This window comes from Streptomyces sp. UG1 (assembly GCF_049974585.1).
GTDB lineage: Bacteria > Actinomycetota > Actinomycetes > Streptomycetales > Streptomycetaceae > Streptomyces.
The window spans coordinates 62,005-75,134 of the sequence record NZ_JBNGGG010000037.1 but is presented as its reverse complement, the minus strand read 5'-3'; the positions used below and the strand labels follow the sequence as shown (position 1 = coordinate 75,134).

Sequence of the window (13,130 nt, the reverse complement as noted above, 5' to 3'; positions counted from 1 at the left end):
TCAGTCGTCCCCGCGCTCCTTCTCCGCCAGGTGGATCACGCACACCGCCACCGCGATCAGCAGCGCCGGGTCCGCGTCGTCCCGTACGACATCCACGCCGTAGGTCTCCCGGACGTGCAGCCGGCGCCGGGACACCACCGCCAGCAGCTCGCCGTCGTACTCGATGGCGAACTCCCGGTCGAGGATCTTGCCGCTGACGTCGAGTTCCGTGCTGCCGTCCGCCAGGGAGACCCGGTAGTGGTTGCGCAGCAGGGACAGCCGTTTGCGGCGGATCGTGGCGAGCGGCCGGCCGCCCCGCTCGATCACCATCGTGTCGCGCAGGGCGAACATCTTCTGGTGGATGTCGATGACGACATGCCCCTGGGCGTCCTTCAGCTCGAAGGTGTCCCGCAGCCGCATCGCCTTGCCGTCGACGAGGAACACCTTGTTGCCCCGGTCGTCCTCGATCCAGTAGTCGTCACCGAAGCCGAGGAGCCGGTCGCGTACGAGGAATCTCATGCACGAGGGGTTCCCCGCCGCCCGGTCCGAAACGCCGTCTGTAGGCCGACGGGCTGAGCCCGGTCACGTCCCGCACGCGCGCGCGTAGGTTCGCCGCGGTGCCGAGTCCGCTGCGGGCGGCCACCACGTCCAGGCGCTCCTCGCCGCGCTCGATCAGCCGGCACGCGAGCGCCACCCTCTCCCCCGTCAGCCAGGCCCACGGCGTCGTGCCGAGCTGCGCCCGGAAGCGCCGGTGCACAGTGGCCGGCGACACCGCCGCCCGCGCCGCCAGGTCGGCCACCGTCAGCGGCTCCCCCAGCTTCTGCTGCGCCCACGCCAGCAGCGGGGCCAGCGACTCGTCCGGCACCTCGGGCACCGGCCGCTCCACGAACTGCTTCTGCCCGCCGTCCCGGTGCGCGGCGAACACCAGCCGCCGGGAGACGGCATTGGCGACCTCGGCGCCGTGGTCCCGCCGTACGACATGCAGGCACAGGTCGAGCGCGGCGGCGCTGCCCGCGGCGGTCAGGATGTCGCCCTCGTCGACGAACAGCACGTCCGGTTCCAGCAGCACCCTCGGATGCAGCCGGCGGAAGGCGTCCGCCCAGCGCCAGTGGGTCGTGGCCCGGCGGCCGTCCAGCAGCCCGGCCTCGGCGAGCGCGAAGCTTCCGGTGCACAGGCTCATCACGCGGGCTCCACGCGCGTGCGTGCGCCGTATGGCGTCGAGTACGGCGGCCCCGCGCGGGACGACGTTGTCCGGGCGGCCGGGCACGACGAGGGTGTCCGCCGCGTCGACCGCGTCCAGCCCGGGCACGCCGGTCAGCGTGAAGAACCCGTGGTTCATCCGGACCTCGGGCGTGGGCGTGCACAGCGTCACCTCGTACAGCGGCTTGGGCAGGCCGAGCTCCGGCCGCGGCAGCCCGAACAGCTCGGTGGCGACGCCGACCTCGAACGGGTTGGTGCCCTCGTCGACGATCACGGCCACGCGATGGGTTCGCACCGGCTGAGAGGATCCTTGCGCCATATGCGATTCCTAGCACTCGTACGACACCGGGACCACCCCGCACGATGAGCGCATGGAACCCATATCCCTCGCCGCGGCCCTCGCCTCCTTCACGGAGACCTGGAGCCCGCGCATCGTGACCGCCGTCAACGACTACGACGTCCGCGTCGCCAAGGTCGAAGGCGAGCACGTCTGGCACGTCCACGACCACACCGACGAGTTCTTCCTGGTCCTGGACGGCGAACTGCACATCGCCCTGCGGGAGAAGGGGGCCGAGCGCACGGTCGTCCTGCCGAAGGGCTCGGTCTTCACGGTCCCGCGCGGCACGGAGCACAAGCCGTACGCCCCCGCCCCCACCGCCATCCTCGTCATCGAACCGACCGGCACCCTGACCGTCGGCGACCGCCACGACGAGGTGCCGGCCCATGTGGACGCGACCACGGGGCACACGTTGCGTTAGGGCTGCCCCGGGATGGACAGCTGGGGGTGACGATGAAACGACTCTGCGTAATCGCAGGCCAGGTACGCTAGGCCGTATGAGTGAGATCGAGGAACTCCGTCGCCGCCAGGACGCGCTGGAGGCCGAGCTCGACGCGTTGCGCGAGCAGATCACCACGACGCGGGCGGTCGTCGCCATAAACGATCGTGATGTGGCGGAGTTCAAGACGGAGCAGCGGGCGCAGCGGCAGCTGATCATGGCCCTGCGGGAGACGCAGATCGAGCAGGGCCAGAAGATCGGCGCCCTCGAAGCCGAGATGCGCAACGGCTTCGCCACCGTCCTCGCCGCCGTCCAGGCCATCGCCGACCGCCTCCCGGGCGGGCCCGACGACGCGGCCCGCCCCTGAGGTCGCCGCTCACCCCTCCAGGAACGCCACCAGAGAGTTCGCCAGCAGCCAGGGGTCGTCCGCGCCGCACAGCTCCCGCGCGCTGTGCATCGACAGGATCGCCACACCGATGTCGACGGTCTTGATGCCGTGCCGGGCCGCGGTGATGGGACCGATCGTCGTGCCACAGGGCATCGAGTTGTTCGACACGAAGGACTGGAAGGGGACTTCCGCCTTCTCGCAGGCCGCCGCCCACACCGCGCGGCCCGAACCGTCGGTCGCGTAGCGGTTGTTGACGTTGACCTTGAGGATCGGCCCGCCGTTGACGCGCGGGTGGTGCGTCGGGTCGTGGCGCTCGGCGTAGTTGGGGTGGACCGCGTGGCCGGTGTCGGAGGAGAGGCAGACCGTGGCCGCGAAGGCACGTGCCCGGTCCTCGTACGACCCCCCGCGCGCGAACACCGAACGCTCCAGGACACCGCCGAGCAGCGGCCCGTCGGCGCCGGTGTCGCTCTGCGAGCCGTTCTCCTCGTGGTCGAAGGCGGCCAGGACCGGGATGTACGGCAGTGCGGCGCCCGAGCCGGCCACCGCGGCCAGCGCCGCCGTGCCGGCGTGGACCGACAGCAGGTTGTCCATGCGCGGACCGGCGAGCAGCTCGTTGTCCCGGCCCAGGTACGCCGGCGCCTCGACCGGGTGGGTCATCAGGTCCCAGCCGGTGACCTCGCCCGCCGCCAGCCCGGCCGTCTCCTCCAGGAAGGCGATCAGATCGCCGTCGCGCACCTCGCCGCCGAGGCCCCAGACGGGCTGCAGATGGCGCTGCTTGTCGAGCTTGAGCCCCTCCGCCGACACCGAGCGGTCCAGGTGGATGGCGAGCTGGGGGACGCGCAGCAGGGGCCGGTCGACGTTCACCAGGCGCGAGGAGCCGTCCCGCAGCGTCACCCGGCCGGCGAGCCCCAGGTCGCGGTCGAGCCAGGAGTTGAGCAGCGGTCCGCCGTAGATCTCCACGGCCACCTGGCGCCAGCCGTGCCCGCCGAGGTCGGGCTGCGGCTTCACCCGCAGATTGGGCGAGTCGGTGTGCGCGCCGATGATCCGGAACGGCGTGTGGGGCGCCGCGCCCTCGGGGACGTACCAGGCCACGATCGCGCCACCGCGCAGCACGTACTTGCCACCGCTCGTCCCGTCCCAGGCGTCCGTCTCCGCGACCTGCCTGAATCCGGCCTTCTCCAGCTTCTCGGCGGCGTTCGCCACGGCGTGGTACGGCGACGGGCTCGCCGCCAGGAAGGACATGAGGTCGTCGGTGTGGCCGCGGTCGAAGCGGGGGGGTTCGCTCATGGGGTTCACCTTAACGACGTACGAGGGCCCGCTCCCGATGAAGGGGAGCGGGCCCTCGTAAGGGCGATGTGGATTGTCCGTGAGTGACCGGAACGGTTGGCCGAAAGAGGGGTTTAGAAGGCCGCCTCGTCCAGTTCCATCAGGTCCAGGTCGACGCCCTCGGCGAGCTTGCGCGCACCGGTGACGCCCGGCAGGACGTTGGCCGCGAAGAACTTCGCCGCCGCGATCTTGCCCTGGTAGAACGCCTTGTCCTTGCTCGACGCCGTCGCAAGCTTCTCGGCGGCGATCGCGGCGCCCTTGAGCAGCAGGTAGCCGACGACGACGTCACCGGAGGCCAGCAGCAGGCGGGTGGTGTTCAGGCCCACCTTGTAGATGTTCTTGACGTCCTGCTCGGTGGCCGCGAGGTCGGTCAGCATCAGACCGACGATGGCCTCCAGCTCGACCGCGGCCTTCGCGAGGTGCTCGCGGGCGGCGTCCAGCTCCTCGCCGCCCTCACCGAGCGCCAGGAACTTCTTGATGTCCTCGGCGAGGGAGTTCAGGGCCGCGCCCTGGTTGCGGACGATCTTGCGGAAGAAGAAGTCCTGGCCCTGGATCGCGGTGGTGCCCTCGTACAGGGTGTCGATCTTGGCGTCGCGGATGTACTGCTCGATCGGGTACTCCTGCAGGAAGCCGGAGCCGCCGAAGGTCTGCAGCGACTGGGCGAGCTGCTCGTAGCCCTTCTCGGAGCCGTAGCCCTTGACGATGGGCAGGAGCAGGTCGTTGAGCGCGTGCTCGGACTTGGCGTCCTCGCCGGCCGCCTCCTTCACCGCGATCGCGTCCTGCACCGACGCCGTGTACAGCACCAGCGCGCGCATGCCCTCCGCGTACGCCTTCTGCGTCATCAGCGAGCGGCGTACGTCGGGGTGGTGGGTGATGGTGACCTTGGGCGCGGTCTTGTCCATGAAGTTCGCCAGGTCCGGGCCCTGGACGCGCTCCTTGGCGTACTCCAGCGCGTTCAGGTAACCGGTCGACAGGGTCGAGATGGCCTTCGTGCCGACCATCATCCGGGCGAACTCGATGATCCGGAACATCTGGCGGATGCCGTCGTGCTTGTCGCCGATCAGCCAGCCCTTGGCGGGGTGCCGGTCGCCGAAGGTCATCTCGCAGGTGTTGGAGGCCTTCAGGCCCATCTTGTGCTCGACGTTGGTGGCGTAGACGCCGTTGCGCTCGCCCAGCTCGCCGGTCTCGAAGTCGAAGAGGTACTTCGGGACGAGGAAGAGGGACAGCCCCTTGGTGCCCGGACCGGCACCCTCGGGCCTGGCCAGCACGTAGTGAAGGATGTTCTCCTCCATGTCGTGCTCACCGGAGGTGATGAAGCGCTTCACGCCCTCGATGTGCCAGGAGCCGTCCTCCTGCTGGACCGCCTTGGTGCGCCCGGCGCCCACGTCCGAGCCGGCGTCGGGCTCGGTGAGCACCATGGTGGAGCCCCAGGTCTTCTCGACCGCGATCTTCGCGATCTTCTTCTGCTCCTCGTTGCCCTCCTCGAAGAGGATGTTGGCGAACGCCGGGCCGGAGGAGTACATCCACACGGCCGGGTTCGCGCCGAGGATCAGCTCCGCGTACGCCCAGATCAGGGACGGGGGAGCGGTGGTGCCGCCGATCTCCTCGGACAGGCCGAGCCGCCAGTACTCGGAGTCCATGAAGGCCTTGTAGCTCTTCTTGAAGGAGGCCGGGACCGGCGCGGTGTTGGTCTCCGGGTCGAAGACCGGCGGGTTGCGGTCGGCATCGGTGAAGGACTCCGCCAGCTCGTTCTCGGAGAGGCGGGTCAGCTCCTCCAGGATGCTCTTCGCGGTCTCGGTGTCCATCTCCTCGAACGGACCCGTGCCATACAGCTTGTCGCGTCCGAGTACTTCGAAGAGGTTGAACTCGATGTCGCGGAGATTCGACTTGTAGTGCCCCATGGTCACGGCTCCGTAGAGGGATCGGCGAGGCACTTGGATCCTCGCGCTAGTTCACGTACCAACAAGTAGCTACGATGATGCTACCCGCGAGTAATAAGATGCAACCCCGATCCCGACATCTGTGACGGGTCACACCGGAACCGTCAGCGTGGCCGTGTACCCCTGCGCCACGCCACCCTTCAGCGTCGCCATCTGCTGGTCGTGGCCGTCGCTGAAGACCCCGTCGGTCTCCAGGGAGAGGCTGCTCAGGTTGCGCACGCTCGTGGCGTAGCCGTCCGTGGCGTACACCGTCTCGCAGACGTCCTTCGGGAAGGCGAGCTGCGAGGTGCTGGTGATGGACGTCGCCGCGGTGGCGTCGGCGAGGCTGTCGTAGACCTCGAAGTGGATGTGCGGCCAGCGCCCCGCGTAGCAGCCGGGGAAGACGCTGGTGAAGGTCGCCTGGCCCTTGTCGTCGGTCTCCTGGACCCCGCGCAGGTAGTTCTCGTCGGTGACGCCCTCCGAGTACAGGGAGTAGTTGCCCTCCCGGTCGCAGTGCCACACGTACACGGCGGCGCCCTTCTTCGGCGTACCGCAGCCGGAGGCGGCGTCCACGACCGTCAGCGTGACCGTCAGGGGCACGCCCTCGGCGGTGCCGCCCGCAAAGTCGCCGAAGCTGGAGGTGATGTCGCTGCGCACGACACCGCTCTCCTTCAGGACGTTCACGCCGTTCGACCCGTCGCCGGGGAAGGGGCCCGCGGTCTCCTCCGGGATGGTCGCGCACTCGGCGGACGAGGCGGACGAGGTGGCGGTGCCCTGGGGGGAGGCGGCCGCATCGGTGTCGTTGCCCGAGGTGCAGCCCACCAGCGGGATCAGGCCCGCACCGGCCATCAGCCGGATCATGCGGCGGCGGGCCAGGACCGGCAGGTCGTAGGAGAGCCCGCGGTCGTGCTCGTGGACTTCTTCGGTGTGGTCTCGGTGCATGGGAAGGACGCTAGGAGCGGTCGCCGTGCGAAACCAGCGCATGGGACTGTCGAGTCGCTGTCAAGTCGCTGTCGGTTCGGCATGGCCCCGGTACCGGCCCGCCCGCCCGGCCGCGCTCGGTACGCTTGCGCCCATGTACGGCTACGACCAGAACGTCGGTGCACAGCAGCAGTACGCCCCGCCGCAGCAGCCCGGCGGTGTGGGCGGATACGGCCAGCAGGCGCCGGCCTACCCCGAGCCGTCCCCGCCCTCGCTCGCGGACGCGGTGCGGGCCTTCACCACCGGGCAGATGTCCGCCGAGGACTTCCAGCAGGTCTTCGCCACGTCGAAGGTCTACTGCCCGCGCGGCGACAACCCCGGCTTCCTCGCCCTGCACAACACCCAGCAGCCGGTGATCCCGATGTTCACCTCGCTCAAGGAGCTGCGCCGGTACGCGGGCAAGGAGTCCAAGTACTTCGTCATCACCGGCGCCGAGGTGATCGACCTGCTCCCGACCGGCTACGGCTTCGTCCTCGACATGGAGGGCGAGCACCGCATGGTGTTCGACGCGAAGGCCGTGGAGCAGATGGTCGAGTTCGCTATGCGCCGGATGTACGGCTGACAGGTGCCCCTTGATCGAACGGCCCGGAGGGAATGCCCTCCGGGCTTTTCCTGTTGAGGGTGGCAAGAAGTTCAATGCTCAACTAAACTGGCCCGCACAAGGAGGTACCGACATGCCCGCAGTTACCGTCGAGAACCCACTGACGCTGCCCCGTGTTGCAGCGCCCGCGGAGGCGGTGGCCCGTTCCGTGCTCGCCGTCACGACCGCGCCGAGCGGTTTCGAGGGCGAGGGCTTCCCGGTGCGCCGTGCGTTCGCCGGGATCAATTACAAGTACCTCGACCCGTTCATCATGATGGATCAGATGGGCGAGGTGGATTATGGGGCGAATGAGCCAAAAGGGACACCCTGGCATCCGCACAGGGGCTTCGAGACCGTCACGTACATCATCGACGGCACCTTCATCCACCAGGACTCCAACGGTGGTGGTGGCACCATCACCAATGGGGACACCCAATGGATGACGGCCGGGTCGGGTCTTCTGCACATCGAGACCCCGCCCGAGTCGCTGGTGAAGTCCGGTGGGCTGTTCCACGGGCTTCAGCTGTGGGTCAACCTGCCGGCCAAGGACAAGATGAAGGACCCGCGCTACCAGGACATCCGCGGCGGCCAGGTCCAGCTCGTGACCTCGCCGGACGGCGGGGCGCTGCTGCGTGTGATCGCGGGAGAGCTGGGCGGCCACCAGGGTCCGGGCATCACGCACACGCCGATCACGATGATCCACGCGACGCTTGCGCCGGGCGCGGAGATCACGCTCCCGTGGCGTGAGGACTTCAATGCACTGGCGTACGTCCTGGCCGGGCGCGGCGCGGTCGGCACGGACCGACGCCCCGTCCACCTGGGTCAGACGGCGGTCTTCGGCGCGGGCTCGTCCCTGACGGTCCGAGCGGACGAGAAGCAGGACTCCCACACACCCGACCTGGAAGTGGTCCTGCTCGGCGGCCGGCCGATCCGTGAACCCATGGCCCATTACGGCCCGTTCGTCATGAACACCCGGGAGGAACTCCAGCAGGCGTTCGAGGACTTCCAGAAGGGGCGGCTGGGGACGATCCCCGCCGTGCACGGGATGTCGGAGGGCGGCCTGTAAGGGCGCGGAGGTTGGCAGGGTCGGGCAAGGCCCGAAGCCGCAAACTGGGTTTGCGGCTTCGGGCTCTTTCCTGCTTTCTGCGTTGGTGCTACGGCAGTACGTCGAGATCGATGCCGCCTGCCCAAGTGATGCTGACGCGTGACTCGATGGGTACGCCTTGACCCGCGTAGCGGTAGGCCTTACACACCTCCACACGGTCCAGGAACAGGCGGAAGAAGGCGCGCTTGTCGTCTCGGGTGGCTTGATCCCACCATGAGCCGGGGCCGACAGGGTCTGATCCGTCTTGCGGCAGCCAAGTGGAGCAGGGAAGTTCGGCTCGTTCGCTGTTCCCCAGTTCTGCGATACGGGCATCGAGCGCCCTCATGCGTTCTGCGAGCGCGAGTTCGTGTCGCTTGTCGGTGTGATGTTGTTGCCGTGCGTGCCAAAGGTTCGCTCGTTCGGCCAAGAGCCAGTCTCGCTCCTCGGTGACCTTCGGGGTTTCCTGCTGCTCCTGTTCGCGTGCATGAGGGTGGAGCGGAGCGAGGTGATGGCCTTGCGGGTGCGGTCGGAGGTCATGCCCTCCATCAGGGTCAGGGCCTGTGCCCAGGCGGCGACGGCTTGGTCGGCGCGGGCCTGGGCAGCAAGGCTGTCACCGAGGTCGGCGTAGGTGAGGGCGTGGACGCGCTTGTACTTCTCGGGATCCCAGCGCACCAGGGCATCGCGGTGTTGTTGTTCGGTGCCGACGTGGTCGGCCAGGTCGGTCAGCGTGCGGGCGGTGTGGCTGGCGACGGTGCCGGCGGCCGGGCCACTGACTCGGGAGTAGCTGGGCTGGGGGCCATCGTCACGCAGGAGGGCATCCTCAGCGGCGAGCAGGGCACGGGCCGCCGCGGGCCTCTCACCTACGGCAGCGTAGGCGCGGGCGTGAGTGATGTGCAGCAGTGCTTCGGTCTGGCCGTCGACGTGGCCCAGACCGCAGGTGAGGGCCCCTTCGACGAGGTCGACGCAGTGGTGGGGCTGTTTGAGGCTCAGTGCTTGGGTGGGCAAGGGCGCGCATCATCCAGGCGGCGTGACCGCGCGGGTCGGCTTCGCAGGCGAGTTGGTAGCCGACCTGGTAGTAGCGCTGGGCGGCGCCTTCTTGGCCGAGGTCGTGATGCTTCCATCCAGCGAGGTATGCGAGTTCGGCAACGGCGCCGAAGGCGGCCTGCCGTAAGGCTTCGTTCGGGAAGCGTCCGCGGAGCATGGGGGCGGCGGTGTCGGCGAGGTAGGCGGTGACGGTGGTCAGGCCGTGGCCTCCGCCGAGGCGTTCGTCGGCCGCGCTGAAGGCTGCGGTGATCTGCCGTACGACGTCCACGTCCTCGATCCCGACCAGGGAGCTGCCGGTGCGGGCCTGCAGCATGCGTGCCGTGGCCTCGTGGTCGTAGAAGAGAGGCATAGCCACGCCAGCCGTAGTGAAGGCAGCGACGGCAAGGAACCGGCGGCGTTCGACGTCGGCTCGGCCCAGATCGGTAGCGGCCAGAACAGGATCGGGCTCCTCCGACACCGCAGCTTCGGATGCGCGAAGGCCGATCTCGGCCAAGGTGATGGTGCGGGCTGCCCGGCGGGACAGCGCCTCGGCGAGATACTGGCCGGTCCGTCCGGTCGGCTGGCGTGTGCCGTTCGCCCAGTGCGAGACGGCCGACTTGTTGGTCTGGAGTATCTCGCCGTTCTCAGCCGCGATACGCCGGATGTCCTTCGCCAGAGCCTCGTAGGTGCAGCCGATCGCCTCGATGACGTCACGCAGGCGGGAGTTGGGACCTCTCGGCGCTGCTACCACGATCGCCTCCGCTCGGGAGCTGTAAACCGCGTATACCGCTTCAACTGCCTCTCACGGTACCCACTGTGCGTGACGAAGAGTTCACTGATCATCAGCCGCCCGGTCCCGGTCCGACACCGTGACCAGGCTCCCCGCTTCGGCCGGGCGGCTCCCGAAGTTCCGTACGCCTACACCGGGTTCGGGCATTCCTGTGCCCGAACCCGGCCGATCAGAGACGGAGACACGGTGACCACCATCGACACCGCGGCCATCACGGTCGTACTGCCCGAGGCATTCGACGAGCGCTGGAGCCGCCTGCCCGGCATCCAGGTCGACGGCCGGAGCGTCGCCATGCTCCTGGAGGTGCAGGAGACCACTGAAAGCGCCGTCGAGCAGCTCGCACTGGACTTCATCAAGGCCCACGCCGAGTCCACCTCGGACGCCGCCCACGTACTGTCCACCGCCCACGCGGTGTACGCGTACCTGTTCCGCGACGAACACCTCGCCGGCCTCGGCCTGCCGCAGATCACCGCCGAGCACCTCCGGATGCTGCGCCAGGCGGCCACGCTGATGGCGCTGAACAAGGTGGAGCTGGACGGACACATCTCCAACGTCGGCCCGTGCTGGTTCTTCCCCGCCGCCTCCTCCGTCGTCTTCGACATGAGCGACGAGCTGGGCGGCATGCTCGACGAGGTCTACCACGGCGGCTGGTTCAACGAACACCGCCGCATCGAGTCCATCAAGGCCCACGCCGCCCTCGGCGGCCGGCTCGTGCACGGCTGCCAGTCCGTGCCGGACCAGACCGGCGGCGTCGTCGCGCCCTACGGTGCGTCGATGGCCGCCTTCCGTGACGACCTCGCGGCCTTCAAGGCCGGATGGATCGAGCAGGTCTACGCCCACCGCGTGAGCCCAGCCGCGTAACACCGCACACCAGGCTCCGGGGCGGGCCGACACGGCTCGCCCGCCCCGGACGCCCCCAACCTCCTTGGAGCCCCCACGTGACCGCGAACCCCAGCGCCGAACTCCTCGACAACCTGCTCACCATGGCCGGCCGCACCACCGCCGTGCGCGAGGAGGTGCGCGTGTGGTCCATGTCCGGCGTCGAGCGCCTGACCTTCCCCGACTCCACCACCGCGATCTTCAAGTACGCGAAGCAGCCCTTCGACAGCGAGGATCAAGCTCTCCGTCTGGCGCGCACGCTCGGCGTTCCCGTCCCACAGCTCCACGCCTCCGCCGTCCTGGACGGCTGGCTCGGCATGCTCATGGAGGACCTCGCCCCCGCCGTCCGCGACGCCGACGACCTCGATGGCACCGCCGCGGCCGTAGTCCTGCACGGCACCCGCACGGCACCCGCACTGCCCGTCCTCGACCAGGCCCGCCTCCGCACGCTGCCAAACCGGGCCCTGGAGCACCTCGCCCGACTCCGCAAGGCCGACCGGTGGCAGGAGGCGGACGACGTCGAGGACGCGCTCGATCGAATTACCCAGGCCGCGGGGACCCGCTCGGCCGGTGCCACAGTGGCTCCGTTCGGCTGGGTGCACTCCGAGTTCCACCCCACCAGCCTCCACATCGGCCGGCACGGCTGGCGGCTGCTGGACTTCGCCCGCGCCTTCACCGGCCCCGGCCTGCTCGACCTCGCCAGCTGGCACGGCACCCTCGACACCCCCGACCCCGTACGCCTGCGGGTCTTTCTGGAGCAATACGTCACCGCCGGCGGCACCCCCGACGCCCTCACCCAGCGCGGCGGGCTCACCGCCGAGAACTGGGCCCTGGGCTGGCATCGCATGTGGGCCGTCGAGTGGTTCATGGAGCAGTCGATCCGCTGGATCAATGACCCGGCCACCGACCCCGCCTACATCAAGGCCGTACGCCGCCACCTCACCGACGTCCTCCACCTCCTGGAGGTCTAGCAGCTCGCCCATGCTTCCCCCTGGTGTGTCCACGCCCTGCAACGCACCACGGCCAGCCCCGCCGAGCCGCTGTCGGTCCCCGCGCGGATGGAGTGGACGACGCGGCCGGGCACCGGGCCCGGCGCCGAGATCCTCGGCCCGGACCTGCGCCGCAAACGACTGCTGGAACTCGGCTGCGGCCCCGGCCACAACGCCGCCCACCTCGCCACCCGCTACGGCGCCAAGGTCACCGGCGTCGACCTCGTCGGCCTCCAAGTCCGCCGAGCCCGCTCGCACTACGGCCGACTGAACAACCTGACCTTCGTCGCCGGCCATGCCCTGCACTACCTACAAGCCTCCGACGAGCAATTCGACGCGGTCTACTCCGTCTTCGGCGCCATTGGGCTCGTCGCCCCCGAACTCCTGCTCCCGGCCATCGCCCAGCACCTCAAATCCGGCCGCACTCTCGCCTTCTCCGTACCCCACCCGCAGCGCGGGGGCCTCCGCTCGGCCACCGACGACCGACCGCGCCGCGACTACGTCACCCTCCCCGACTGCACCCGACTACCCATCGCCCGCTGGGACTTCGACGCCGACCGCTGGGAGAAACACCTCGACGGCTCCGGTCTCTGGCTCACCTCAGCTCAGGAATTCCACGACGCCCGCCACGGAGGCCATTGGCCCACCACCTTGCTGATCACCGCGCGCAAACTCTGACCCTCACCCCGGCTCCCCTGGGAGAATCCGATGCGCCCGCCCTACCTGCTCCTCGACATCGACGGCGTCCTCGTACCTTTCCCCGACGCGGACGGCTCGACCCCAGCCACCCACGCCCGCCACGACGTCGTCCCCACCGGCCGCAGCGCCGACGACCCGGTCACCATCTGGCTCGACCTTGCCCATGGCCCCATGCTCATGGAAGTGATCCGTACCGGCATGGTCACCCCCGTTTGGTGCACCAGCTGGCGCCAGGACGCCACCACGCTCATCGGCCCGCTCCTCGGCCTCCCACGCCTGCCGCACGTCGATCTCCCACGCCCCAAGATCACAACAAGCCACCCCAACGGCTGGCGCGGCGACCCTCCTGGTACAACCTGATCCCCGTGCCGGGCTGCAGGCTGAACACCTGGCCGAAGCCCGAGCGTGGGCTGGGCGGCTGCTCTTCGTGCGGACCAAGGACGAACGCATGCAGGCCTTCGAGGACTTCCAGAAAGGCCGGCTGGGCACGATCCCGGCCGTGCACGGCATGTCGTCC

Annotated in this window: 12 protein-coding genes and 2 pseudogenes; 8 read left to right on the top strand and 6 right to left on the bottom strand. The window is 69.3% G+C overall.

All coding sequences use genetic code 11. From position 1 onward, the window contains the following. Together ACP4J3_RS35325 and ACP4J3_RS35320 are read right to left on the bottom strand one after the other, a co-directional pair. The gene (locus ACP4J3_RS35325) at positions 1-498 is read right to left on the bottom strand and encodes an LURP-one-related/scramblase family protein (RefSeq protein WP_426540393.1); all 498 of its coding nucleotides are present in this window, start codon (positions 496-498) and stop codon (positions 1-3) included. Next, a complete protein-coding gene (locus ACP4J3_RS35320; protein ID WP_426540392.1) occupies positions 458-1,498 on the bottom strand; it encodes a helix-turn-helix domain-containing protein in 1,041 nt (346 codons plus the stop codon). The genes ACP4J3_RS35325 and ACP4J3_RS35320 overlap by 41 nt, the downstream gene beginning before the upstream one ends. Before the next feature lie 52 nt (positions 1,499-1,550). Here ACP4J3_RS35320 and ACP4J3_RS35315 point away from each other — a divergent pair, with 52 nt between their 5' ends. Continuing rightward, positions 1,551-1,937: a cupin domain-containing protein gene (locus ACP4J3_RS35315; protein ID WP_426540391.1), complete on the top strand. Its 387-nt coding sequence runs from the start codon at positions 1,551-1,553 to the stop codon at positions 1,935-1,937. Positions 1,938-2,013: 76 nt separating this feature from the next. After that, entirely contained in the window at positions 2,014-2,322 is a 309-nt protein-coding gene (locus tag ACP4J3_RS35310) for a hypothetical protein (protein WP_426540390.1), read from the top strand. Between the two features lie 9 nt (positions 2,323-2,331). Here ACP4J3_RS35310 and ACP4J3_RS35305 read toward each other — a convergent pair whose 3' ends face one another. The 3 genes from ACP4J3_RS35305 to ACP4J3_RS35295 all read right to left on the bottom strand — a co-directional run bounded on the left by ACP4J3_RS35305 (position 2,332) and on the right by ACP4J3_RS35295 (position 6,530). Then, positions 2,332-3,630 carry a M18 family aminopeptidase gene (locus ACP4J3_RS35305; RefSeq protein ID WP_426540389.1) on the bottom strand — a complete coding sequence of 433 codons (1,299 nt, stop codon included), beginning with the start codon at positions 3,628-3,630 and terminating at the stop codon, positions 2,332-2,334. 113 nt (positions 3,631-3,743) lie between these two features. Next, a complete protein-coding gene (locus ACP4J3_RS35300; RefSeq protein WP_426540388.1) occupies positions 3,744-5,570 on the bottom strand; it encodes an acyl-CoA dehydrogenase in 1,827 nt (608 codons plus the stop codon). 129 nt (positions 5,571-5,699) lie between these two features. Next, a complete protein-coding gene (locus tag ACP4J3_RS35295) occupies positions 5,700-6,530 on the bottom strand; it encodes an intradiol ring-cleavage dioxygenase (protein ID WP_426540387.1) in 831 nt (276 codons plus the stop codon). A gap of 133 nt (positions 6,531-6,663) precedes the next feature. Here ACP4J3_RS35295 and ACP4J3_RS35290 point away from each other — a divergent pair, with 133 nt between their 5' ends. Beyond that, a complete protein-coding gene (locus ACP4J3_RS35290) occupies positions 6,664-7,131 on the top strand; it encodes an SseB family protein (protein WP_426540386.1) in 468 nt (155 codons plus the stop codon). A 112-nt stretch (positions 7,132-7,243) separates the two neighbouring features. Next, positions 7,244-8,215 (top strand): pirin family protein, encoded by a 972-nt coding sequence (locus tag ACP4J3_RS35285; RefSeq protein ID WP_426540385.1) that lies wholly within the window; start codon positions 7,244-7,246, stop codon positions 8,213-8,215. A 504-nt stretch (positions 8,216-8,719) separates the two neighbouring features. On the opposite strand, the pseudogene ACP4J3_RS35280 reads toward ACP4J3_RS35285, so the two are convergent. Continuing rightward, positions 8,720-10,007, bottom strand: a pseudogene (locus ACP4J3_RS35280) (tetratricopeptide repeat protein); the annotation flags it as partial. Between the two features lie 225 nt (positions 10,008-10,232). Between ACP4J3_RS35280 and ACP4J3_RS35275 the strand changes: the two are divergent. The 4 genes and pseudogenes from ACP4J3_RS35275 to ACP4J3_RS35260 all read left to right on the top strand — a co-directional run. Further along, on the top strand, positions 10,233-10,907 hold the full coding sequence (locus ACP4J3_RS35275) for a hypothetical protein (protein WP_426540384.1): 675 nt from the start codon (positions 10,233-10,235) through the stop codon (positions 10,905-10,907). Between the two features lie 77 nt (positions 10,908-10,984). After that, on the top strand, positions 10,985-11,896 hold the full coding sequence (locus ACP4J3_RS35270; RefSeq protein WP_426540383.1) for a phosphotransferase family protein: 912 nt from the start codon (positions 10,985-10,987) through the stop codon (positions 11,894-11,896). Between the two features lie 87 nt (positions 11,897-11,983). Further along, positions 11,984-12,592 carry a class I SAM-dependent methyltransferase gene (locus tag ACP4J3_RS35265; RefSeq protein ID WP_426540382.1) on the top strand — a complete coding sequence of 203 codons (609 nt, stop codon included), beginning with the start codon at positions 11,984-11,986 and terminating at the stop codon, positions 12,590-12,592. A gap of 30 nt (positions 12,593-12,622) precedes the next feature. Beyond that, positions 12,623-13,034, top strand: a pseudogene (locus ACP4J3_RS35260) (hypothetical protein); the annotation flags it as partial. Positions 13,035-13,130: the final 96 nt, after the last annotated feature.

What these genes read in the sequence shown, in the direction of transcription:
- ACP4J3_RS35320 (WP_426540392.1), bottom strand. Translation starts at nt 1,498, where the DNA reads ATGGCGCAAGGATCCTCTCAGCCGGTGCGAACCCATCGCGTGGCCGTG.
- ACP4J3_RS35325 (WP_426540393.1), bottom strand. Translation starts at nt 498, where the DNA reads ATGAGATTCCTCGTACGCGACCGGCTCCTCGGCTTCGGTGACGACTAC.
- ACP4J3_RS35290 (WP_426540386.1), top strand. Translation starts at nt 6,664, where the DNA reads ATGTACGGCTACGACCAGAACGTCGGTGCACAGCAGCAGTACGCCCCG.
- ACP4J3_RS35300 (WP_426540388.1), bottom strand. Translation starts at nt 5,570, where the DNA reads ATGGGGCACTACAAGTCGAATCTCCGCGACATCGAGTTCAACCTCTTC.
- ACP4J3_RS35315 (WP_426540391.1), top strand. Translation starts at nt 1,551, where the DNA reads ATGGAACCCATATCCCTCGCCGCGGCCCTCGCCTCCTTCACGGAGACC.
- ACP4J3_RS35265 (WP_426540382.1), top strand. Translation starts at nt 11,984, where the DNA reads ATGGAGTGGACGACGCGGCCGGGCACCGGGCCCGGCGCCGAGATCCTC.
- ACP4J3_RS35305 (WP_426540389.1), bottom strand. Translation starts at nt 3,630, where the DNA reads ATGAGCGAACCCCCCCGCTTCGACCGCGGCCACACCGACGACCTCATG.
- ACP4J3_RS35295 (WP_426540387.1), bottom strand. Translation starts at nt 6,530, where the DNA reads ATGCACCGAGACCACACCGAAGAAGTCCACGAGCACGACCGCGGGCTC.
- ACP4J3_RS35310 (WP_426540390.1), top strand. Translation starts at nt 2,014, where the DNA reads ATGAGTGAGATCGAGGAACTCCGTCGCCGCCAGGACGCGCTGGAGGCC.
- ACP4J3_RS35285 (WP_426540385.1), top strand. Translation starts at nt 7,244, where the DNA reads ATGCCCGCAGTTACCGTCGAGAACCCACTGACGCTGCCCCGTGTTGCA.